The organism is Roseateles cavernae (assembly GCF_040187885.1).
Classification (GTDB): domain Bacteria; phylum Pseudomonadota; class Gammaproteobacteria; order Burkholderiales; family Burkholderiaceae_C; genus Roseateles_E; species Roseateles_E cavernae.
In genome coordinates this window covers 14,171-33,867 of the sequence record NZ_JBDPLH010000003.1, presented here as the reverse complement: position 1 = coordinate 33,867, position 19,697 = coordinate 14,171, and the positions used below count along the sequence as shown (strand labels likewise).

The window sequence follows — 19,697 nt, the reverse complement described above, 5'->3', positions numbered from 1 at the left end:
CCTACCTCTGCATGCCCCAGCGCCGGATGGTCAGGCGCTCCAAGGTGTTGAACACCAGGCTCTCCACCACCAGGCCGATCAGGATGACCATGGCCAGGCCGGCGAAGACACGGTCGGTGTAGAGCTCGTTGCGGTTCTGGAAGATGTACCAGCCCAGGCCGCCGCGCCCCGAGGAGGCGCCGAAGAACAGCTCGGCCGCCACCAGGGTGCGCCAGGCAAAGGCCCAGCCGATGCGCAGGCCCGACAGGATGGCCGGCAGGGCCGAGGGCACCAGGATCTGCAGCACGAAGCGCAGACCGCCGAGCCCGTAGTTGCGGCCCGCCATGCGCAGCGTCTCGGGCACGGCCTGGAAGCCGGCAAAGGTATTCAGCGACAGCGGCCACAGCACCGCATGCACCAGCACAAAGATCAGGCTGGTCGGGCCCAGGCCGAACCACAGCAGGGCCAGCGGCAGCAGCGCGATGGCCGGCAGCGGGTTGAACATCGCCGTCAGCGTGGCCAAGAGATCGCGGCCGATGCGCGTCGAGATCGCCAGCGCGGTCAGTGCCAGGCTCAGCAGCACGCCCAGCGCATAGCCCTGCAGCAGCAAGCCGATCGACATGCCGGCCCGCAGCAGCAGCTCGCCGCTGCGCCAGCCCTCGACAAAGGCCCGGGCGGTCTGGCTGAAGCTGGGCAGCAGCAGATCGTTGTCGGCCCAGCGTGCCAGCAGCTCCCACAGCCCGGCCAGCAGCAGCAGGATCAGGCCGCGCCGCAGCGCACTGATCTGGGCCAGGCGCTGCAGCCAGGGCAGGCGCCGCTCCAGCGCAGCGGCCGGCAGCGGCGCCGGCGCTATCTCGTACTCGGGGCGCAGCAATGTGCTCATGAAGGCTCGGGAGAGGAAAACAGCAGACGGTGGATGCGCTGGGTCTGGGCCTGGAAGTCGGCCGAGCCGGCGCTGCTCAGATCGAAGCGCTCGGCATCGAGCTCGGCCCTGACCCGGCCCGGATGCGGGGACAGCAGCAGGATGCGATTGCCCACCACCAGCGCTTCCTCGATCGAATGGGTGACGAAGAGCAGCGTGAAACGCTCCTGCTGCCACAGCCGCAGCAGCTCCTCCTGCATGCGCCGGCGCGTCAAGGCATCCAGCGCGGCGAAGGGTTCGTCCATCAGCAGCACGCGCGGCGCCATCGCCAGCGCCCGCGCGATCGCGACACGCGCCTTCATGCCACCCGAGAGCTCATGGGGGTAGACGCCGGCAAAGTCGGCCAGGCCGACCTTGTCCAGCCAGTGCAGCGCGCGCTCGCGGGCCTCGGTCCGGCCGGCGCGCCGGCTCGCCAGCAAGGGAAACTCGACATTGGCCAGCACCGTCTTCCAGGGCGGCAGCTGGTCGAACTCCTGGAACACCGCGACCCGGTCGGGTCCGGGACCGTGGATGGGCTGCCCGTCCAGCAAGACCTGACCCTCGCGCGGCACCAGAAAGCCGCCGACCGCCTTCAGCAGCGAGGACTTGCCGCAGCCGGAGGCTCCCAGCAGCACGAAACGGTCGCCCTCCTGCACCGCGAAGTCGACCCGGTGGGTGGCACGCACGATGCGTCCCGGCGTCGCGTACTCCAGGCTCAGGCCCTGGACCTGCAGCAGCGGGCGGGCGGCAGCGAGCTGCGGCGCGGGCGCCAGCACCTCCTCCAGCAAGGCACTCATCAGTTGGCAGCAGCGTTGTGCGCGTCGTCGAAGAAGTAGTCGCGCGCAGAGCCGGGCTTGGCCTTGATCGCGCCGACACGGTGCATGAAGTCGGCCAGCGGGTAGGTGTTCTGCGGCGTCAGCTTGAACTGCACCTCGGGGTTCTTGATGATCTTGATCAGGAACTCGCGGTCGATCTTGGAGTTGTTGGTGCGGATGAAGATATCGGCCGAGGCCTCGGGCTTGGCGCTGGCGAAGGCGGCCGCCTCGGCCAGCGCGTCGACGAAGGCCTTGTAGGTCTTGGGGCTCTCGCGGCGGAACTTCTCGGTGCCGTAGAGCACGGTGGCCGAGGCCGGGCCGCCCAGCACCTCATAGCTCTTCAGCACGATGCGGGCGTTCGGATTGCCGGCCAGGCCCTGCTCCTGGAAGGGCGGGTTGCCGAAGTGGGCGGTGATCTCGCTGCCGCCCTTGATGATGGCGGCCGTGGCCTCGGGGTGCGGCAGCGCGACCTGCAGCTTGTCGAGCCGGTTGTACTGGGCCTCGCCCCAGAGCTTGGCGGAGGCCAGCTGCAGCACCCGCGACTGCACCGACACGCCCACCGCCGGCAGCGCGATGCGGTCCTTGTCGCTGAAGTCGGCAATCGTCTTGACCGCCGGGTTGTTGGTGGTCAGGTAGTAGGGGAAGTTGCCCAGCGAGGCGATGCCGCGCACGCGGCCCTGGGTGCGGTCCCAGATCGTCAGCAGCGGGCCGACGCCGGCCCCGGCCACATCGATGCTGCCCGACAGCAAGGCCTCGTTGACGGCGGCGCCGCCCGAGAGCTTGACATTCTCGACCTTGATATGGATGCCGGCGGCCTTGCCGTGCTTCTCGATCAGCTGCTGGTCCTGGGCGATATTGAGCAGCAGGTAGACGATGCCGAACTGCTCGGCAATGCGCAGCTGCCCCTCGGCATGGCCGGGCAGCGCGGCGGCCAGCAGGCCCAGCGAGGCGGCGGCCGTGGCGATGGTCTTGATCAGCGGTGTTTTCATGGTGTGACCTGAGGACGAGGGAATCAGAACGGGCGATCGCCGGCGATGGTGCTGCGGTTGAGGCGGCGGCGCAGATGGTCGGGGCAGCCGGCGGCCAGATGGGTGACCGAGCGGTTGTCCCAGAACACCATGTCATGCGGCTGCCAGGCGTGGCGGTAGACCAGCTCGGCACGGCTGCTCAGCGCGAACAGCTCCTGCAGCAGCGCGCGGCTCTCGTCCTCGGGCAGGCCGATGATGCGGGTGGTGAAGTGCTCGCTGACGAAGAGCGCGCGCCGGCCGTTCTCAGGATGGGTGCGCACCACCGGATGGACGGCGGGCTTTACCGCGTCGATCTGGGCCTGGCTCAGCGCCGGCCGCCAGGGGTTGCGCGCGCGCAGCTCCTCGTACTTGCACAGATAGCTGTGCTCGGCCTGCAGGCCCTCGATCGCACTCTTCAGCGCCTTGGGGCACATCTCCCAGGCCAGGTGCTGGTTGGAGAACAAGGTATCGCCGCCCTCCTCGGGCAGCTCGATCGCATGCAGCATCGAGCCCAGGCTGGGGCGTTCCTTGTAGGACAGGTCGGAGTGCCAGTAATGGCCGGCGTCGCCCAGGCCGATCGGCTGTCCCTGCTCGTCGCGGATATTGGAGACCACCAGCAGCTCCGGATGGTCGGGCAGCAGGAACTGGCTCAGCACATGGATCTCCAGCGTGCCCCAGCGCCGGCTGAACTCGAGCTGCTGGGCCGGCGTGATGCGCTGGTCGCGGAACACCAGCACATGGTGGTCCAGATGGGCGCGGTGCAGCCGGGCGAAGTCCGTGGGTGCCAGCGGCCGGCTCAGGTCCAGCCCCAGCACCTCGGCGCCCAGCGGAGCGGTCAGGGCGCGGATCTCAAAGCCCTGCCCGCTGCGGGTCTGGGCGGGGGGCGACAAGGTGGCATTCGTCATGCCCGCACTCTAGGCAGGCCGCCTCAGAACAGGAACGAATGGGAGCGCATACCCAATCTCGAAAATCAGATATCAAACAGGGCCCAAGCGCCTATCGAGCAGTGGGCAGCACATCCGCGTAAAAGGCCTGCGCCACGTCCTGGTGCGAGCGCAACCGCCCTTTCAGGAAGTTGCGGCCGGCATGGGGGATCAGCGGATTCAGCGGGTCGATCTCGACACCGCGCGCCTGAGCCGCCAGATCGGCCGGCAGCTGCAGCGGCAGCAGATGGGCATCGAGACGGGGCCCATGGAAATAAGCCACCGACAGGCGCTCGACACCGCTGGGCGGGCTGACGACGCGGTGCAGCGTGGCGCGCAGATAGCCGCCGGACAGCATCTCCAGCACCTCGCCCAAGTTCACGACCAGGCTGCCCGGCAGCGGCGGCACCTCAATCCAGCCGCCGCCGAACTGCACTTGCAGGCCGCCCTGGCGGTCCTGCTGCAGCAGGGTCAGGCAGCCGCTGTCCTTGTGGGCACCGACCCCTTGCTGGCCCTGCCCGGGCGCTCGGCCCGGATAGCGGATCAGCTTCAGATGCTGGACCGGCTCGGGCTCGAACAGGGCCTCGAAGCCGCGCTCGGGTTGCTGCAGGGCCAGCGCCAGCGCGCGCAGCAGGCTGCGGGCCACGCCGCCCATCTGCTCCTGCCAGGCCAGCAGCCGGGTCTTCAGCTCGGGCAGCTCGGCCGGCCATTGGTTGGGGCCTTGCAGACGCCGCCAGGCCTGCTCGACGGAACCGGGCAGCAGCGCGCGCTCGGCGCCGATGTCCAGCTGCTCGCGCCAGTCGGGCGCGCCGCGGGTGATCTCCTCGCCATGGCCGGTGTAGCCGCGAAAGTGCGGCGAGTTCACCATGCGCAGCGCCAGCTTGCGCTCACGCGGCAGCGCGAAGAACTCACGGCCGCTGGCGAACAGGCCGGCCACTTCGTTGGCGCCCAGGCCATGGCCTTGCAGATAGAAGAAGCCGACCCGGTGCGCCGTCTCGCGCAAGCGGGTGACGAAGCGGGCCCGGCTGGCTGGCGTGCCGCCGTTGAAGTCGCGCAGGTCCAGCAGCGGCAGGGCCGTCGCTTCGCTCGATCTCTGGCTTGCTGCTGAGCTCATCGTGTGTCCACTCCCGCGTGATGTCCGTGTCACCTTAGTGGGTCCGCCGCCGCGTCCCAAGCGCGCAGTGCGCAGATGCATATGCGCACTGCGCAGTTCGCGGCAGCGCGGCGCCGCCCTAGCCTGTGCCCACCATTCAAGCGGAGATCAGCACGATGAGCAGCAGCCCCGACCCCAAGCCCACTCTGAACCCGAACTGGCGCTTCGAGACCCGTTCCCTGCATGCGGGCTACCGGCCCGACCCGACGACCCGTGCGGCCGCCGTGCCGATCTACCAGACCGTGGCCTACGCCTTCGACAGCGCCCAGCATGGCGCCGACCTGTTCGACCTGAAGGCCGAGGGCGCGATCTACACCCGCATCAACAACCCGACACAAAGCGTGCTGGAAGAGCGGCTGGCCGCGCTGGAAGGCGGCGTCGCTGCGCTGGCCGTGGCCTCGGGCCAGGCGGCCGTCACCTACGCGATCCTGACCATCGCCGAGGCCGGCGACAACATCGTGGCCTCCAGCGCCCTCTATGGCGGTACCTACAACCTGTTCGCCCACACGCTGCCGCAGTACGGCATCGCCACGCAGTTCGCCGACTACCGCAAGCCCGAGAGCTTCGAGGCCCTGATCAACGACAAGACCAAGGCGGTCTTCGTCGAGTCGCTGGGCAATCCGCAGGGCAATGTCACCGACATCGAGAAGATCGCCGCGATCGCGCACCGCCACGGCGTGCCGCTGATCGTCGACAACACCGTGCCCAGCCCCTATCTGAGCCGTCCGATCGAGCACGGCGCCGACATCGTCGTGCACTCGCTGACCAAGTACCTGGGCGGCCACGGCACGGCCATCGGCGGCGCCATCATCGACGCCGGCAAGTTTCCCTGGGCCCAGCACAAGACCCGCTTCAAGCGCCTCAACGAACCCGATGTCAGCTACCACGGCGTGGTCTATACCGAGGCCGCCGGCGCGGCCGCCTACATCACCCGGGCGCGGGTCGTGCCGCTGCGCAACACCGGCGCGGCGATCTCGCCCTTCAACGCCTTCCTGATCCTGCAGGGCATAGAGACCGTGGCCTTGCGGGTCGAGCGCATCAGCGAGAACGCGCTGAAGCTGGCCCGGCATCTGAAGAGCCACGCCAAGGTTGGCTGGGTCAACTATGCCGGGCTGGAGGACCATCCCGACCACGCCCTGGTGCAGAAATACCTCAGCGGCAAGGCCTCGGGCGTGCTGACCTTCGGGCTCAAGGCCGCCGACGGCCAGTCACCCCGGGAGGCCGGCGCGCGCTTTCTCGATGCGCTGCAGCTCTTCACCCGCCTGGTCAATATCGGCGACGCGAAGTCGCTGGCCACCCATCCGGCCTCGACCACCCACCGCCAGCTCTCGCCGGCCGAGCTCGACCGCGCCGGGGTCAGCGAGGACACGGTGCGCCTGTCGGTGGGCATCGAGCACATCGACGATCTGCTGGCCGATCTGGAGCAGGCGCTGGCGGCGGTCTGAATCGGCGCTTATGCAGGCAACACCCAAGCTTCAACGATTTGCTTCGTGGCCGGCGGCACGGCCCGCCATTACTCTGAACACCGTGCTGGAGAGCATGTCGAGAGAGGAAGAGAAGAAGAGGTCAGCTCCTGCGGAGCTCGATCCACAAAGAGGGAGCGCTTCACAGCGTTGAGACATGCCGGCATGGGCCGGCATGGGACGGGCCAGACCGTGCCTGGGTTGTCATGGGGTGTCATAGGGGTATGGCGAAGGAGATGACCCCGGCACGGTTCTGGCCCCGTTTTTTGCAGCACAGCGACGAATCTAATGACAAGCAGCACCTTGATACGGACACCGGCAGCCGCCGGCCCGACACTTCACCAGGCCCTGGGGCCAGGTCTTGAGGCCCTGGCCGAGCAGCTCGCGGCCACGGCCGTCGAACGCGACCGCCAGGGCGGCCACGCCGCCCATGAGCGCGAGCTGATACGCGCCAGCGGTCTGCTGGCCTTGACGATTCCGGCGGAGCTGGGCGGCCTGGGTGGCGGCGTGGCCGAGCTCTGCAGTGCCGTGCGCCGGCTGGCCCGGGTCGACAGCGCGCTGGCCCATGTGCTGGGCTTTCACCATCTGCAGCTGTTCGGCGTGCAACTCTATGGCGGCCCGGCCGCGGCCCAACACGGCCAGCGCCATCTCGCCGACACCGCCGAGCAGCGCCTGTTCTGGGGCAATGCGCTGAACCCGGCCGACACCCGGCTGCGCGCCCGGCGCGTGGACGGCGGCTACCGGCTGCAGGGCCTGAAGAGCTTCTGCTCCGGCGCGCTGGGCTCGGACCGGCTGACGCTGTCGGCCACGACGGCCGATGGCGGCTTCCTGATCGGCATCGTGCCGACCCGGCGCGAGGGCGTGCAGGTCGAGAGCGACTGGGACGCCTTCGGCCAGCGCCAGACCGACAGCGGCACGGTGCGCTTCGACGAGGTCTGGCTGGCCGACGCCGAGCTGCTGCAGCTGCCCGGCACGACGCCGACGCCGCGGGCCACGCTGCGCTCCCAGATCGCGCAGCTGATCATGGTCAATCTCTACCTCGGCATTGCCGAGGGCGCCTTCGACGAGGCGCGCCGCTACACCTTGACGCACAGCAAGCCCTGGTTTGCCTCGGGCGTGACGCGCGCTGCGGACGACCCACTGATTCAGCAGCGCTATGGCGATCTGTGGCTCTATCTGCGTCCTGCCCAGGCACTGGCGGATGAGGCCGCGCTGAAGCTGGCCGCCGCTCTCGTGCGCGGCGAGGCGCTGACGGCCGATGAGCGCGGCGCGGTGGCGATCGCCAGCGCCGAGGCCAAGGTGCTGGCACACCGTGCTGCGATCGAGGTCAGCACCCAGTTGTTCGAGCTGACCGGCGCGCGCAGCACCTCGGCCCGCTTCGGCCTGGACCGCTTCTGGCGCAACGCCCGCGTCCACACCCTGCACGACCCGGTGGACTACAAGCTGCGCGACCTCGGCCGCCACGTGCTGGATGCGCGCATTCCCGACCCCACGGCCTATTCCTGAAAAGCGCCCGATGACAAGCAATATCCAACACTTGCCGCTGATCCGGCTCGAGGGCCTGTCCAAGTCCTTCACCCTGCCTAACGGCCAGCGCTTCGACGCGGTCAAGGACGCCAGCCTGCAGATCCGCGAGGGCGACATCTTCGGCCTGATCGGCAAGAGCGGCGCCGGCAAGTCCACCCTCCTGCGCCTGATCAATCTGCTGGAGCGGCCCGAGGCCGGCCGGGTCTTCGTCGCAGCGCGCGAGCTAACGGCCTTGCCCAAACGCGAGCTGCGTGCCGCGCGCCAGAACATCGGCATGATCTTCCAGCAGTTCAATCTGCTGCAGAACGCCAGCGTGGCTGAGAACGTCGCCTTCCCGCTGCGCCTGCACGGTAACTTCAGCGGCGCCGAGATCGCGGTACGTGTGGCCGAATGCCTGGCCCTGGTGGGCCTGACCGACAAGGCCGACAGCTATCCGGCCCAGCTGAGTGGCGGCCAGAAGCAGCGCGTCGCGATCGCCCGCGCGCTGGCGCCGCGGCCGGCCGTGCTGTTGTGCGACGAGCCGACCTCGGCGCTGGACGCCGAGACCACCCGCGAGCTGCTGGCCACCCTGGCCGACATCAATCAGAACCTGGGTGTGACCATCGTCATAGTCACCCATGAGCTGACGGTCGTGCAGCAGCTTTGCCGCCAGGTTGCGGTCATCGAGAACGGCGCCATCGTCGAGCAATTCCCGGTGGCCGAGGCGGGCTCACGCGGCAAGACCGCGCTGGCCCGCGAGCTGGCCCAGTTGCAGCGCCTGGCGCTGCTGCAGGAACAGGAAGAGGCCGCTGTCTATGCTTGAGACGCTACTGCCGGCGAACATCGTCGCCATCCTGCCCGAGCTGTGGGTGTCCTTCGGCCAGACCGCGCTGATGTTGTGCATCGGCCTGTCCGCCGCGATCCTGTTCGGAGGCCCGCTGGGCGTGCTGCTATTCCTCTTGAGCCCGGGCCAGTCGCTGGCCCGGCCGGCGGCCTACCGCGTGCTGAACTGGATCGTCAACACGGTGCGCAGTTTTCCTTTCATCATTCTGCTGGTGGCTCTGGTGCCCTTCACGCGGGTGATCGCCGGCACCTCGATCGGCCCGCTGGCCGCGGCGGTGCCGCTGTCCTTTGCGGCGATTCCGTACTTTGCGCGCCTGGTCGAGCAGTGCATCCGCGAGGTGCCGCGCGGCGTGATCGAGGCAGCCCATGCGATGGGCGCCTCCGAGCTGCAGATCGTGCTGCGCGTGTTGGTGCGCGAGGCCCGCGCCGGCCTGGTAACGGCGCTGACGGTGCTGGCGATCAGCTTCCTCTCGTATTCGGCTGTGGCCGGCGTCGTGGGCGGCGGCGGCATCGGCGACCTGGCGATTCGCTACGGCTACTACCGCTTCCAGACCGACGTGATGGTCTTGACCGTCGCGGTGCTGATAGCCCTGGTGCAGATCATTCAGTTCATCGGCAATACCGCAGCGCGCCGGCTCGACAAGCGCTGATTCAAACCCCAGAAAGAAGACTCTTCATGCAAATCGTTCGTCGCTCCCTGATCGCGCTGGCCGCTGCCACCGTCACCACCGCCGCACTGCCCGCTTTTGCCCAGGCCACCAAGAAGGAACTGGTCATCGGGGCCACCGCTGGCTCCAATATCGAGGTGCTGCGCCTTGGCATCCAGCCGCAGCTGGAGAAGAAGGGCTACAAGCTCAAGCTGGTCGAGTTCAACGACTATGTGCAGCCCAATCACGCGCTGGCCCAGGGATCGCTGGACGCCAACTTCTTCCAGCACATCATCTACCTCAACAAGTTCAAGACCGACCAGAAGCTCGATCTGGTGGAGCTGGTGCAGGGCCCGATCGCGCCGCTGGGCATCTACTCGAAGAAGCGCAAGAGCATCGCCGAGATCAAGGCCGGCGATCGCATCACCCTGCCCAATGACCCCAGCAATCTGGCCCGCGCGCTGGTGCTGCTGGAGCAGCAGAAGCTGCTGACCTTGAAGACGGGCTTGGACCCGCTGCGCGTCAGCGAGAAGGACATCGCGACGAACCCGCTGAACCTGAAGCTGCAACCGCTCGAAGCTGCCCAGCTGCCTCGCACCTTGGACGACGCTGACTACGCGATCATCAACGGAAACTTCGCGATCTCCTCGGGTCTGAAGCTGACCGAGGCCGTGGTGCTGGAGAAGACGCCCGACCATTACCTGCTGGTGGCCGCCGTGCAGAGCAAGAACAAGGAGCAGCCCTGGGCGCGAGATCTGGCCGAGGCCTTCCGCACGGCGGAGTTCAAGGCGGTGCTGGAGAAGAACTTCCCCGGCTACGCGCGGCCGAGCTTCTTGCAATGAGCCAGGCGAAGCAGATCCGGTTCAATGCGTTCGCGATGAACACGGTGGGTCATCAGAGTCCAGGACTCTGGACCCATCCGCGTGACCAGTCGCACCGCTACACCGATCCGGCTTACTGGCAGGATCTGGCACGGCTCTTGGAACGCGGGCGCTTCGACGGCGTCTTCCTGGCCGATGTGCTGGGCGTCTACGACGTCTTCAACAGCAGCGCCGATGCGGCGCTGAAGCATGGCGCCCAGGTGCCGCTGAACGATCCGCTGGCCCTGGTGCCGCTGATGGCCGGTGTCACCGAGCATCTGGGCTTCGGCGTGACCTGCGCGCTGACCTATGAACATCCCTACACCTTCGCTCGCCGGATCTCGACGCTCGACCACCTGACGCGCGGGCGCATCGCCTGGAACATCGTCACCGGCTATCTGGACAGCGCCGCGCGCAATCTGGGCCTGAGCCAGCAGCTGGCGCACGACGAGCGTTACGACCTGGCCGACGAATACCTCGACGTGGTCTACAAGCTCTGGGAGCTGAGCTGGGAAGACGATGCGGTGCGGCGCGACAAGGCCGGCAAGGTCTTCACCGACCCGGCCAAGGTGCATGCGATCCGCCACCAGGGCCGGCACTACCAGGTGCCGGGCTTCCATCTGAGCGAACCCTCGCCGCAGCGCACGCCGCTGCTGTTCCAGGCCGGCACCTCCTCGCGCGGCAAGGCCTTTGCCGGCCGGCATGCCGAATGCGTGTTCGTCAGCGGGCCCAGCCAGAAGGTGGTCAAAGGCTATGTGGACGGCGTGCGCGCCAGCCTGGTCGAGGCCGGCCGCCGCGCCGACGATGTGCTGATCTACACGCAGGCGCTGATCATCACCGGCACCACCGAGGCCGAGGCACGCGCAAGGCACGAGGAATACCGCGCCCATATCGACATCGAGGCCGCGCTGACCCTGCTGTCGGGCTGGACCGGAGTCGACTTCAGCCGCTATGCGCTGGACGCGTCCATCGAGGACGTCGACACCCAGGCCGGCCGTACCGCGCTGGGCTCCTTCAGCAGCGCCGACCCGAACAAGCGCTGGACCGTGCGCGAGGCCGCCGAGTTCATCGGCCTGGGCGGGCGCGGTCCGGTGCTGGTCGGCGACCCGGCCCAGGTGGCCGATCAGCTGATCGCTTGGGCAGACGCCACCGGCATCGATGGCTACAACCTGACTTATGCGGTGGCCCACGAAACGCTGCGCGATGTGGTCGACCTGATCGTGCCCGAGCTGCAGGCCCGCGGCCGCTACCGCCGCGAGTACGAGGCCGGCACCTTGCGCTACAAGCTGTTCGGCCAGGGCGACCGCCTCAAACCCACCCACGCCGGCCGCCAGCTGCGGCTGCAGAACGAACAAGGACTGGAGAGAGCCGCATGAGCCTCAAGCACCTGATCACCCGCCGCGACACCTTGGCGCTGGGCCTGGCGGCCGCCGCGCTGCCGACGATGGCCCGCGCGGCCGACGCAGCGCCCAAGGAAGTCCGGCTCGACTATGCCTATTACTCGCCGTCCAGCCTGGTGCTGCGCCGCTTCGGCTGGCTGGAGGAAGATTTCAAGAAGGACGGTATCGCGCTGCGCTGGGTGCTCAGCGCCGGCAGCAACCGCGCGCTGGAGTACCTGAACGCCGGCAGCCTCGACATCGGCTCCACCGCCGGCCTGGCCGCGCTGCTGGCGCGCGCCAACGGCGTTCCCGTCAAGGCGCCCTATATCTACTCGCGGCCCGAATGGACCGCGCTGGTGGTGCGTGCCGATTCGCCGATCAAGAGCCTGGCCGATCTGCGCGGCAAGAAGGTCGCGGCCACCAAGGGCACCGACCCCTATCTATTCCTCTTGCGCTCGCTGCAGACCGTGGGCCTGAAGCGCAGCGATATCGAGCATGTGGCCCTGCAGCATGCCGACGGCCGCGCCGCGCTGGAGCAGGGCCGCGTCGATGCCTGGGCCGGCCTGGACCCGCATATGGCCGCCAGCGAGCTGGGCAGCGGCGCCCGCCTGCTCTACCGCAATGTGGGCTTCAACACCTATGGCTTCCTGAATGTGCGCGAGGACTTTCTGGCCCGCCACCCGCGCGAGGTGCAGCGCGTGATCGCCGGCTACGAGCGGGCCCGCCAATGGATTCTGGCCAACACCACCGAGGCCGCGAAGATCCTGTCCGAGGAGGCCAAGGTCAGCCTGCCGGTGGCCCTGCTGCAGATCAAGCTGCGCACCGACCTCAGCACACCCCAGCCCGGCGCCGAGCACATCAAGGCCTTGCAGGCGGCCGCGCCGATTCTGCTGGCCGAGCAACTGGTCAAGCCCGGCACCGATCTGAACAAAACAGTGACCGATCTGGTCGACACCCGTTTCGCGGCCGGCCTGCTGCGCGCCTGAGGGGACAAGCATGGCAGCCGAGCATGAGCTGATCGCCCATCTGGCGCCGCCGCGTTCTGCGCCGCCGGCCCCGGTGCGCACGCTGCCGCTGGCCTGGCTGGGCCTGCTGCCGCCGCTGGCCCTGCTGGCGCTGGCCGAGCTGGCGGTGCGCCTGGGCTGGGTGGCCCCGAACCTGCTGCCCGCCCCCAGCGATGTGCTGGCGACGCTGCAGGAGCTCGCCCGGCAAGGCGGTCTGCTGGGCCATATCGGCAGCAGCAGCTTGCGCGTGGCCGGCGGCTTCGCGCTGGGCGCCGGCCTGGCCCTGCTGCTGGGCGCACTGGTGGGCCTGTCGCGGCGGGCCGAGGCCTTGCTGAACCCGAGCTTCCAGGCGCTGCGCGCGATTCCGTCACTGGCCTGGGTGCCACTGCTGCTGCTGTGGCTGGGCATCGACGAGGCCCCCAAGATTACGCTGATCGCGATCGGCGCCTTCTTCCCGGTCTTCATGGGCGTGTCCTCGGGCTTTCGCGATGTGGATCGCAAGCTGGTCGAGGTGGCACGGCTGCGCGGGCTCTCGCGTGCGGCGCTGGCGCGGCGGGTGCTGCTGCCGGCCGCCCTGCCGGCGGTGCTGACCGGCCTGCGCAACGGCCTGAGCCTGGCCTGGATGTTCATGGTGGCGGCCGAGCTGATCGCCGCCAGCCACGGCCTGGGCTATCTGCTGACCGACGGCCGCGAGACCAGCCGGGCCGACATCGTGCTGGCCGCCATCGTGCTGCTGGCCCTGCTGGGCAAGCTCAGCGACAGCCTGATGGTGGCGATCGAAACCCGTGCGCTGCACTGGCGTGACAGCTTTGGCGGAGCAGCCTGCTGATGCTGGACCTGCACATCCGCCACAAGCGATTCCCGGGTCGCAGCCAGCCGGTGCTGGGCGAGCTGGGGCTGAGCCTGGCCGCCGGCGAGGTGCTGGCCCTGGTGGGCGCCAGCGGCTGCGGCAAGAGCACGCTCTTGCGCATCGTCGCCGGCCTGGAGCCCGACTACGAGGGCCAGGTCTTGCTGGACGGCCGGGCGCAGCAGGGCCTGAGCCGCGCGATCGGCTATGTGTTCCAGGAGCCGCGGCTCTTCCCCTGGCTGACGGTGGCCGAGAACGTCGGCTTCGACATCGGCCGGGGCTATGACGCGCCCCGCGTGGCCGCGCTGCTGGCCGAGGTCGGCCTGGCCGGCTGCGAGGGCTATCTGCCCAAGCAGCTGTCCGGCGGCCAGGCCCAGCGCGTCGCGATCGCCCGCGCGCTCTACACCCGGCCGCGCCTGCTGCTGCTGGACGAACCCTTCTCGGCCGTCGACGCCTTCACCCGCATCAAGCTGCAGGACCTGATCACCGAGCTGGCTCGCGCCCATGGCAGCGCGCTGCTGCTGGTGACCCACGATGTCGAGGAGGCGGTGCTGCTGGCCGACCGGGTGCTGGTGCTGGAGGCCGCGCCGGGCCGCATTGCCCGCGAACTGGACGTCGCGCTGCCGCGACCGCGGGCCCGCCACGATGCCCGACTGGCCGCCTTGCGCGCCCAGGTGCTGGAGGCCCTGCATGCCGTGCAGGCGCTGTAGTTTTTCTTTTCTTCAACACACGCCGATGAAAACCGCCCATAAACGCCTCACCCTCAAGACCCTGCTGGCACTGAGCCTCGCCGCTGCCGGCCTGGCCCAGGCCCAGGAAGCCACCACGATCAAGATCGCCGTCACCAACGGCCCCCATGCCCAGATCGCCGAGGTCGCGAAGAAGGTGGCCGAGCGCGAGGGCCTGAGGCTGCAGATCGTCGAGTTCGCCGACTACATCCAGCCCAATGCGGCGCTGGACGCCGGCGATGTGCAGGCCAACAGTTTCCAGCACCTGCCCTTTCTGCAAAGCCAGATCCAGGCGCGCGGCTACAAGATCAGCGCGGTGGGCAACACGGTGACCGCGCCGCTGGGCTTCTATTCAAAGAGATACAAGACGCTGGCCGAGCTGCCCAGGGGCGCCAAGCTCGGCATCCAGAACGACCCCAGCAACAGCGGCCGCGCGCTGAATGTGCTGGCCAAGGCCGGGCTGATCAAGCTCAAGCCCACGGCCGGCATCAGCGCGACGCTGGCCGACATCGCCGAGAACCCGCGCGGCCTGCAGATCATCCAGGTCGAGGCGGCCCAGCTGCCGCGCACGCTGGACGATCTGGACGCCAGCGCCATCAACACCAATTACGCGGTGCAGGCCGGCCTGCTGCCCAGCCGCGACGCGATCGCGATCGAGGACGCCAGAAGTCCCTATGCCAACCTGATCGCGGTGCGCAGCGAGGACAAGGACAAGCCCTGGGTCGCCAAGCTGGTCAAGGCCTTCCAGTCGCCCGAGGTGCGCAGCTTCGTCGACACCAGCCTGAAGGGCTCGCTGATCCCGGCTTTCTAGCGATAGCTGTTTTTCAGAAATGCTTATTCCGGATAAACAAATACCAAAACTATCGTTCCGCGAATAAGCGCTTCTTGGCACTCTGCAGGTCTTCGCATCAGCAAGACCTGCGGGTCGCACAAGAAAACCATGCTCACAAAGTCGCTCACGACCCTGGCCCTGGGTCTTGCACTCGCCCTGCCGGCCCTGGCCCAGGACGCCTTGCTGAATGTCTCCTACGACGTCAGCCGCGAGCTCTACAAGGACGTCAACCCGGCTTTCAGCAAGCACTGGCAGGCCAAGAGCGGCAAGGCCGTCACGGTCAACCAGTCGCATGGCGGCTCGAGCCGCCAGGCCCTGGCGGTGGCCAGCGGCCTGGATGCCGATGTGATCACGATGAACCAGGCCTCGGACCTGGACTTCCTGGCCGACAAGGACGTGATCCGCAAGGACTGGCGGCAGGCCTTCCCGAAAGGCGCCGCCCCCTATAGCAGCGTGACGGTCTTCCTGGTGCGCAAGGGCAATCCCAAGGGCATCAAGGACTGGGCCGATCTGACCCGGCCCGGCACCGGCGTCATCGTCCCCAACCCCAAGACCTCGGGCAACGGCCGCTACACCTATCTGGCGGCCTGGGGCAGCGTGGTCGCCAGGGGCGGCACCGAGGCCCAGGCCCGCGACTTCGTCGCCAAGCTGCTGAGCAACGTGCCGGTGCTGGACGGCGGCGGCCGCGGCGCCACCACCACCTTCACGCAGCGCGATATCGGCGATGTGCTGGTGACCTTCGAGAACGAGGCCGAGCTGATCGAGAACGAGTTCGGCAAGGGCAAGTACGAGGTGGTCTACCCCAGCATCACGATCGAGGCCGAGGCGCCCGTCGCGATCAACGAGAAGGTGGTCGCGAAGAAGAACTCCGCAGAGGCGGCACGGGCCTACCTGAACTTCCTGTTCAGCCCCGAGGGCCAGGAAATCCTCGCCAAGCACAACTTCCGCCCCCGCGACGCCGAGGTGGCCAAGCGCCATGCGGCGCGCTTCCCGGCCGTCAAGACCTTCACGGTCGACTCGCTGCTGGGCGGCTGGCCGGCCGTGGTCAAGACCCACTTCGCCGACGGCGGCGTCTACGACCAACTGGTTCTGAAGCGCTGATGACTACCGTTGTCCTGAGCGGCGCGCCGAACAGCGCGCCGCTGCGAAAACCGCGCCGTGTCCTGCCGGGCTTTGCCCCGACGCTGGGCTTCACCGTCTTCTATCTGTCGCTGATCGTGCTGATCCCGCTGTCGGCGGTCTTCATCAAGGCCGGCGGCCATGGTTTCGAGGCCTTCTGGGCGGCGGCCACGGCGCCGCGCGTCGTGGCCTCCTACCAGCTCAGCTTCGGCACCTCGCTGCTGGCGGCCCTGATCAATCTGGTGTTCGGCCTGATCCTGGCCTGGTCCCTGGTGCGCTACGAGTTCCCGGGCAAGAAACTGGTCGACGCGCTGGTCGACCTGCCCTTCGCGCTGCCCACTGCGGTGGCCGGCATCGCCCTGACCGCGCTCTATGCCGGCAACGGCTGGCTCGGCTCGCTGCTGGCCCCCTACGGCATCAAGGTGGCCTTCACGCCGCTGGGCATCCTGATCGCACTGATCTTCATCGGCCTGCCCTTTGTCGTGCGCACGGTGCAGCCGGTGCTGGAGGATATGGAGACCGAGCTGGAAGAGGCGGCGGCGGCGCTGGGCGCGCATCGCTGGCAGACCTTTCGCCTGGTGATACTGCCGATGCTGCTGCCGGCCCTGCTGACCGGCTTCGCGCTGGCCTTTGCCCGCGCCGTCGGCGAGTACGGCTCGGTGATCTTCATCGCCGGCAATATCCCGATGGTCAGCGAGATCACGCCGCTGATGATCATCGCGAAGCTGGAGCAGTACGACTATGTGGGCGCGACCTCGATCGCGGCCGTGATGCTGGTGTTCTCCTTTGTGCTGCTCTTGGCCATCAACGGCCTGCAGGCCTGGAGCTCGCGTCGCAACGGACAGGATGGCAAGAAATCATGAGCGCCGCAGTCTCCACACTGACGACCAGCCGCAAGCCCGGCGGGCTCTATCAAAGCAAGCCCGCCACCCGTGAGGCGCCGTGGGTGCGCCGCACGCTGCTGACCCTGGGCCTGGGCTTCTTCCTGCTGTTCCTGGTGCTGCCGCTGCTGACGGTCTTCATCGAGGCCTTGCGCAAGGGCTGGGCCGTCTATATCGCGGCCCTGCTGGAGCCCGATGCAGTCTCGGCCATCTGGCTCACGCTGACGGCGGCGGCCATCTCCCTGCCGCTGAACCTGGTGTTCGGCGTCAGCGCGGCCTGGGCGATCGCCAAGCACGACTTCCGCGGCAAGCAGCTGCTGATCACCTTGATCGACCTGCCCTTCTCGGTCTCGCCGGTGGTCGCCGGCCTGGTCTTCGTGCTGCTGTTCGGCGCCCAGGGCTGGTTCGGCCCCTGGTTGCAAAGCAACGACCTCAAGATCATCTTCGCGGTGCCGGGCATCGTGCTGGCCACCGTGTTCGTGACCTTCCCCTTCATCGCCCGCGAGCTGATCCCGCTGATGCAGGCCCAGGGCCGCGACGAGGAGGAGGCCGCCACGGTGCTGGGCGCCTCGGGCTGGCAGACCTTCTGGCGCGTCACGCTGCCCAATATCAAATGGGGCCTGCTCTACGGCGTGATCCTGTGCAATGCGCGCGCGATGGGCGAGTTCGGTGCGGTCTCGGTGGTCTCGGGCCATATCCGCGGCTACACCAACACGCTGCCGCTGCATGTGGAGATCCTCTACAACGAATACCAGTTCGCCGCCGCCTTCGCGGTCGCCTCGCTGCTGGCCCTGCTGGCCCTGCTGACCCTGGTCATCAAACAAATCGTCGAGTGGAAAGCCCACTCCCAAGTCAAGGAAGCGCCATGAGCATCCAGGTCCGCAACATCCACAAATCCTTCGGCAGCTTCACCGCGCTGGGCGATGTCTCGCTCGACTTCCCGACCGGCGAGCTGGTCGCGCTGCTGGGCCCCTCGGGCTGCGGCAAGACCACGCTGCTGCGCATCATTGCCGGGCTGGAGACGGCCGACCGGGGCCAGGTCCTGCTGGAGGGCGAGGACGCCTCCGACACCCATGTGCGCGAGCGCCAGGTCGGCTTCGTGTTCCAGCACTACGCGCTGTTCCGCCATATGACGGTGTTCGACAACGTCGCCTTCGGCCTGCGCGTCAAGCCGCGCAAGCAGCGCCCCAGCGAGAGCGAGATCAAGAAGAAGGTGCATGAGCTGCTGAACCTGGTGCAGCTGGACTGGCTGTCGGACCGCTACCCACCGCAGCTCAGCGGCGGCCAGCGCCAGCGCATCGCCTTGGCGCGTGCGCTGGCGGTCGAGCCGCGCGTGCTGCTGCTCGACGAGCCCTTCGGCGCGCTCGACGCCAAGGTACGCAAGGAGCTGCGCCGCTGGCTGCGCCGGCTGCACGACGATCTGCACATCACCAGCATCTTCGTGACCCATGACCAGGAAGAGGCGCTCGAGGTGGCCGACCGCGTGGTGCTGATGGACCATGGCAAGGTCGAGCAGGTCGGCACGCCGGCCGAGGTCTACGAGCGCCCGGCCACGCCTTTTGTCTACGGCTTCCTCGGCACCACCAACCGCCTCGAGTACGAGGGCCGGCCGGCCTTTGTGCGGCCGCATCAGCTGCAGGTCCATACCCAGCCGGGCAGCGAGGGCTGGTCGGCCCAGGTCTCGCGGGTGCTCAGCTTCGGCGTGGCCAGCCGCGTCGAGCTGATCGGCGCCGATGGCCAGCATCTGGAGGCCGAGCTGGTGCGCGAGCAGGCCGAAGCACTGAACCTGCAACCGGGCCAGCGGGTACGCTTGACGGCTTCCAGCCTGAGCGCCTTCGAATCATGAACTTCCAGCAACTGCGCATCATCCGCGAAGCGGTCCAGCAGAACTTCAACCTCACCGATGTGGCCGAGGCGCTGTTCACCTCGCAGTCGGGCGTCAGCAAGCACATCAAGGACCTGGAGGACGAGCTGGGCGTGGCCCTGTTCGTGCGCCATGGCAAGCGATTGCTGGGCCTGACCGCGCCCGGCAAGGAGCTGGCCGTGATCGTCGAGCGCATGCTGCTCGACGCCAAGAACATCAAACGCCTGGCCGAACAGTTCGCCGATGCCGATGTCGGCCAGCTGAGCATCGCCACCACCCACACCCAGGCCCGCTATGCCCTGCCCCAGGTGGTGGCGCGCTTCAAGGCCGCCTATCCCAAGGTTCATCTGGTGCTGCACCAGGGCAGCCCGGCCGAGATCGTCGCGCTCCTGGAGTCCGGCGAGGCCGACATCGGCATCGCCACCGAGGCGCTGGGCAAGAACAATGCCTTCGTCACCTTCCCCTTCTACGACTGGCACCATGCGGTGGTCGTGCCGCAGGGGCATGCGCTGGCACAGCTGAGCGGGCAAGATCTGACCCTGGAGCAGATCGCTGAACACCCGCTGATCACCTACCACCAGGGCTACACCGGCCGCGAACGCATCGACGCGACCTTTGCCAAGGCCGGCCTGGCGCCAGACCTGGTGATGTCGGCGCTCGATGCCGACGTGATCAAGACCTATGTGCAGGTGGGACTGGGCGTCGGCATCGTCGCGGCGATGGCCTTCGAGCCGCAGCGCGACCAGGGCCTGCAGCTGCTCGACGCCGCCCATCTGTTCGAGGCCAACACCACCCACATCGCGCTCAAGCGCGGCCACTATCTGCGCGGCTATGCCTATCGTTTCCTGCAGGAGTGCGTGGCCGACCTCAGCGAGGACGCGGTGCGCGCCGCGCTGAGCGAGGCCTGATCCTTGTTCATATCCTTATCGGAATAAGTTGGAGGACA

The 19,697-nt window shown here is 68.1% G+C and carries 20 protein-coding genes; 15 read left to right on the top strand and 5 right to left on the bottom strand.

Annotated elements, in window-relative coordinates; genetic code table 11:
- Position 1 precedes the first annotated feature (1 nt).
- The 5 genes from ABGI63_RS10755 to ABGI63_RS10735 form a co-directional block, all read right to left on the bottom strand.
- Positions 2–862, bottom strand: coding sequence for an ABC transporter permease (locus ABGI63_RS10755; protein WP_349742428.1), 861 nt, complete (start codon positions 860–862; stop codon positions 2–4).
- Positions 859–1,677, bottom strand: coding sequence for an ABC transporter ATP-binding protein (locus ABGI63_RS10750; protein WP_349742427.1), 819 nt, complete (start codon positions 1,675–1,677; stop codon positions 859–861). Before ABGI63_RS10750 ends, ABGI63_RS10755 begins: the two co-directional genes overlap by 4 nt.
- Entirely contained in the window at positions 1,677–2,684 is a 1,008-nt protein-coding gene (locus tag ABGI63_RS10745) for an ABC transporter substrate-binding protein (RefSeq protein WP_349742426.1), read from the bottom strand. The genes ABGI63_RS10750 and ABGI63_RS10745 overlap by 1 nt, the downstream gene beginning before the upstream one ends.
- A gap of 23 nt (positions 2,685–2,707) precedes the next feature.
- Complete coding sequence (locus ABGI63_RS10740; RefSeq protein ID WP_349742425.1) at positions 2,708–3,607, bottom strand: TauD/TfdA dioxygenase family protein; 900 nt, start codon at positions 3,605–3,607, stop codon at positions 2,708–2,710.
- A 91-nt stretch (positions 3,608–3,698) separates the two neighbouring features.
- Positions 3,699–4,739 carry an isopenicillin N synthase family dioxygenase gene (locus ABGI63_RS10735; protein WP_349742424.1) on the bottom strand — a complete coding sequence of 347 codons (1,041 nt, stop codon included), beginning with the start codon at positions 4,737–4,739 and terminating at the stop codon, positions 3,699–3,701.
- A gap of 155 nt (positions 4,740–4,894) precedes the next feature.
- Between ABGI63_RS10735 and ABGI63_RS10730 the strand changes: the two genes are divergently transcribed.
- The 15 genes from ABGI63_RS10730 (at position 4,895) to ABGI63_RS10660 (ending at position 19,659) form a co-directional block, all read left to right on the top strand.
- Complete coding sequence (locus tag ABGI63_RS10730) at positions 4,895–6,223, top strand: O-acetylhomoserine aminocarboxypropyltransferase/cysteine synthase family protein (protein WP_349742423.1); 1,329 nt, start codon at positions 4,895–4,897, stop codon at positions 6,221–6,223.
- Between the two features lie 306 nt (positions 6,224–6,529).
- On the top strand, positions 6,530–7,747 hold the full coding sequence (locus tag ABGI63_RS10725) for an acyl-CoA dehydrogenase family protein (RefSeq protein ID WP_349742422.1): 1,218 nt from the start codon (positions 6,530–6,532) through the stop codon (positions 7,745–7,747).
- Between the two features lie 10 nt (positions 7,748–7,757).
- Positions 7,758–8,570, top strand: coding sequence for a methionine ABC transporter ATP-binding protein (locus ABGI63_RS10720; protein WP_349742421.1), 813 nt, complete (start codon positions 7,758–7,760; stop codon positions 8,568–8,570).
- Positions 8,563–9,240 carry a methionine ABC transporter permease gene (locus tag ABGI63_RS10715; protein WP_432767404.1) on the top strand — a complete coding sequence of 226 codons (678 nt, stop codon included), beginning with the start codon at positions 8,563–8,565 and terminating at the stop codon, positions 9,238–9,240. Before ABGI63_RS10720 ends, ABGI63_RS10715 begins: the two co-directional genes overlap by 8 nt.
- 26 nt (positions 9,241–9,266) lie before the next feature.
- The gene (locus tag ABGI63_RS10710; protein WP_349742420.1) at positions 9,267–10,079 is read left to right on the top strand and encodes a MetQ/NlpA family ABC transporter substrate-binding protein; all 813 of its coding nucleotides are present in this window, start codon (positions 9,267–9,269) and stop codon (positions 10,077–10,079) included.
- Positions 10,076–11,473 carry an LLM class flavin-dependent oxidoreductase gene (locus tag ABGI63_RS10705; protein WP_349742419.1) on the top strand — a complete coding sequence of 466 codons (1,398 nt, stop codon included), beginning with the start codon at positions 10,076–10,078 and terminating at the stop codon, positions 11,471–11,473. Before ABGI63_RS10710 ends, ABGI63_RS10705 begins: the two co-directional genes overlap by 4 nt.
- On the top strand, positions 11,470–12,462 hold the full coding sequence (locus ABGI63_RS10700; protein ID WP_432767403.1) for an aliphatic sulfonate ABC transporter substrate-binding protein: 993 nt from the start codon (positions 11,470–11,472) through the stop codon (positions 12,460–12,462). Before ABGI63_RS10705 ends, ABGI63_RS10700 begins: the two co-directional genes overlap by 4 nt.
- Positions 12,463–12,472: 10 nt before the next feature.
- Positions 12,473–13,309 carry an ABC transporter permease gene (locus ABGI63_RS10695; RefSeq protein ID WP_349742417.1) on the top strand — a complete coding sequence of 279 codons (837 nt, stop codon included), beginning with the start codon at positions 12,473–12,475 and terminating at the stop codon, positions 13,307–13,309.
- Entirely contained in the window at positions 13,309–14,037 is a 729-nt protein-coding gene (locus ABGI63_RS10690; protein ID WP_349742416.1) for an ABC transporter ATP-binding protein, read from the top strand. The genes ABGI63_RS10695 and ABGI63_RS10690 overlap by 1 nt, the downstream gene beginning before the upstream one ends.
- Before the next feature lie 25 nt (positions 14,038–14,062).
- A complete protein-coding gene (locus ABGI63_RS10685; RefSeq protein ID WP_349742415.1) occupies positions 14,063–14,866 on the top strand; it encodes a MetQ/NlpA family ABC transporter substrate-binding protein in 804 nt (267 codons plus the stop codon).
- Positions 14,867–14,995: 129 nt separating this feature from the next.
- Positions 14,996–15,988 (top strand): sulfate ABC transporter substrate-binding protein, encoded by a 993-nt coding sequence (locus ABGI63_RS10680; protein WP_349742414.1) that lies wholly within the window; start codon positions 14,996–14,998, stop codon positions 15,986–15,988.
- Positions 15,988–16,869, top strand: a complete 882-nt coding sequence (gene cysT / locus ABGI63_RS10675) for a sulfate ABC transporter permease subunit CysT (protein ID WP_349742413.1) — start codon at positions 15,988–15,990, stop codon at positions 16,867–16,869. Before ABGI63_RS10680 ends, cysT begins: the two co-directional genes overlap by 1 nt.
- Entirely contained in the window at positions 16,866–17,756 is an 891-nt protein-coding gene (gene cysW, locus ABGI63_RS10670; RefSeq protein ID WP_349742412.1) for a sulfate ABC transporter permease subunit CysW, read from the top strand. The genes cysT and cysW overlap by 4 nt, the downstream gene beginning before the upstream one ends.
- Entirely contained in the window at positions 17,753–18,733 is a 981-nt protein-coding gene (locus tag ABGI63_RS10665; RefSeq protein WP_349742411.1) for a sulfate/molybdate ABC transporter ATP-binding protein, read from the top strand. The genes cysW and ABGI63_RS10665 overlap by 4 nt, the downstream gene beginning before the upstream one ends.
- A complete protein-coding gene (locus ABGI63_RS10660) occupies positions 18,730–19,659 on the top strand; it encodes a CysB family HTH-type transcriptional regulator (protein WP_349742410.1) in 930 nt (309 codons plus the stop codon). Before ABGI63_RS10665 ends, ABGI63_RS10660 begins: the two co-directional genes overlap by 4 nt.
- Positions 19,660–19,697 lie beyond the last annotated feature (38 nt).

What these genes read in the sequence shown, in the direction of transcription:
- ABGI63_RS10695 (WP_349742417.1), top strand. Translation starts at nt 12,473, where the DNA reads ATGGCAGCCGAGCATGAGCTGATCGCCCATCTGGCGCCGCCGCGTTCT.
- ABGI63_RS10725 (WP_349742422.1), top strand. Translation starts at nt 6,530, where the DNA reads ATGACAAGCAGCACCTTGATACGGACACCGGCAGCCGCCGGCCCGACA.
- ABGI63_RS10745 (WP_349742426.1), bottom strand. Translation starts at nt 2,684, where the DNA reads ATGAAAACACCGCTGATCAAGACCATCGCCACGGCCGCCGCCTCGCTG.
- ABGI63_RS10715 (WP_432767404.1), top strand. Translation starts at nt 8,563, where the DNA reads ATGCTTGAGACGCTACTGCCGGCGAACATCGTCGCCATCCTGCCCGAG.
- ABGI63_RS10750 (WP_349742427.1), bottom strand. Translation starts at nt 1,677, where the DNA reads ATGAGTGCCTTGCTGGAGGAGGTGCTGGCGCCCGCGCCGCAGCTCGCT.
- ABGI63_RS10710 (WP_349742420.1), top strand. Translation starts at nt 9,267, where the DNA reads ATGCAAATCGTTCGTCGCTCCCTGATCGCGCTGGCCGCTGCCACCGTC.
- ABGI63_RS10705 (WP_349742419.1), top strand. Translation starts at nt 10,076, where the DNA reads ATGAGCCAGGCGAAGCAGATCCGGTTCAATGCGTTCGCGATGAACACG.
- cysT (WP_349742413.1), top strand. Translation starts at nt 15,988, where the DNA reads ATGACTACCGTTGTCCTGAGCGGCGCGCCGAACAGCGCGCCGCTGCGA.
- ABGI63_RS10740 (WP_349742425.1), bottom strand. Translation starts at nt 3,607, where the DNA reads ATGACGAATGCCACCTTGTCGCCCCCCGCCCAGACCCGCAGCGGGCAG.
- ABGI63_RS10735 (WP_349742424.1), bottom strand. Translation starts at nt 4,739, where the DNA reads ATGAGCTCAGCAGCAAGCCAGAGATCGAGCGAAGCGACGGCCCTGCCG.
- ABGI63_RS10700 (WP_432767403.1), top strand. Translation starts at nt 11,470, where the DNA reads ATGAGCCTCAAGCACCTGATCACCCGCCGCGACACCTTGGCGCTGGGC.
- ABGI63_RS10690 (WP_349742416.1), top strand. Translation starts at nt 13,309, where the DNA reads ATGCTGGACCTGCACATCCGCCACAAGCGATTCCCGGGTCGCAGCCAG.
- ABGI63_RS10665 (WP_349742411.1), top strand. Translation starts at nt 17,753, where the DNA reads ATGAGCATCCAGGTCCGCAACATCCACAAATCCTTCGGCAGCTTCACC.
- ABGI63_RS10720 (WP_349742421.1), top strand. Translation starts at nt 7,758, where the DNA reads ATGACAAGCAATATCCAACACTTGCCGCTGATCCGGCTCGAGGGCCTG.
- ABGI63_RS10660 (WP_349742410.1), top strand. Translation starts at nt 18,730, where the DNA reads ATGAACTTCCAGCAACTGCGCATCATCCGCGAAGCGGTCCAGCAGAAC.
- cysW (WP_349742412.1), top strand. Translation starts at nt 16,866, where the DNA reads ATGAGCGCCGCAGTCTCCACACTGACGACCAGCCGCAAGCCCGGCGGG.
- ABGI63_RS10685 (WP_349742415.1), top strand. Translation starts at nt 14,063, where the DNA reads ATGAAAACCGCCCATAAACGCCTCACCCTCAAGACCCTGCTGGCACTG.
- ABGI63_RS10755 (WP_349742428.1), bottom strand. Translation starts at nt 862, where the DNA reads ATGAGCACATTGCTGCGCCCCGAGTACGAGATAGCGCCGGCGCCGCTG.
- ABGI63_RS10730 (WP_349742423.1), top strand. Translation starts at nt 4,895, where the DNA reads ATGAGCAGCAGCCCCGACCCCAAGCCCACTCTGAACCCGAACTGGCGC.
- ABGI63_RS10680 (WP_349742414.1), top strand. Translation starts at nt 14,996, where the DNA reads ATGCTCACAAAGTCGCTCACGACCCTGGCCCTGGGTCTTGCACTCGCC.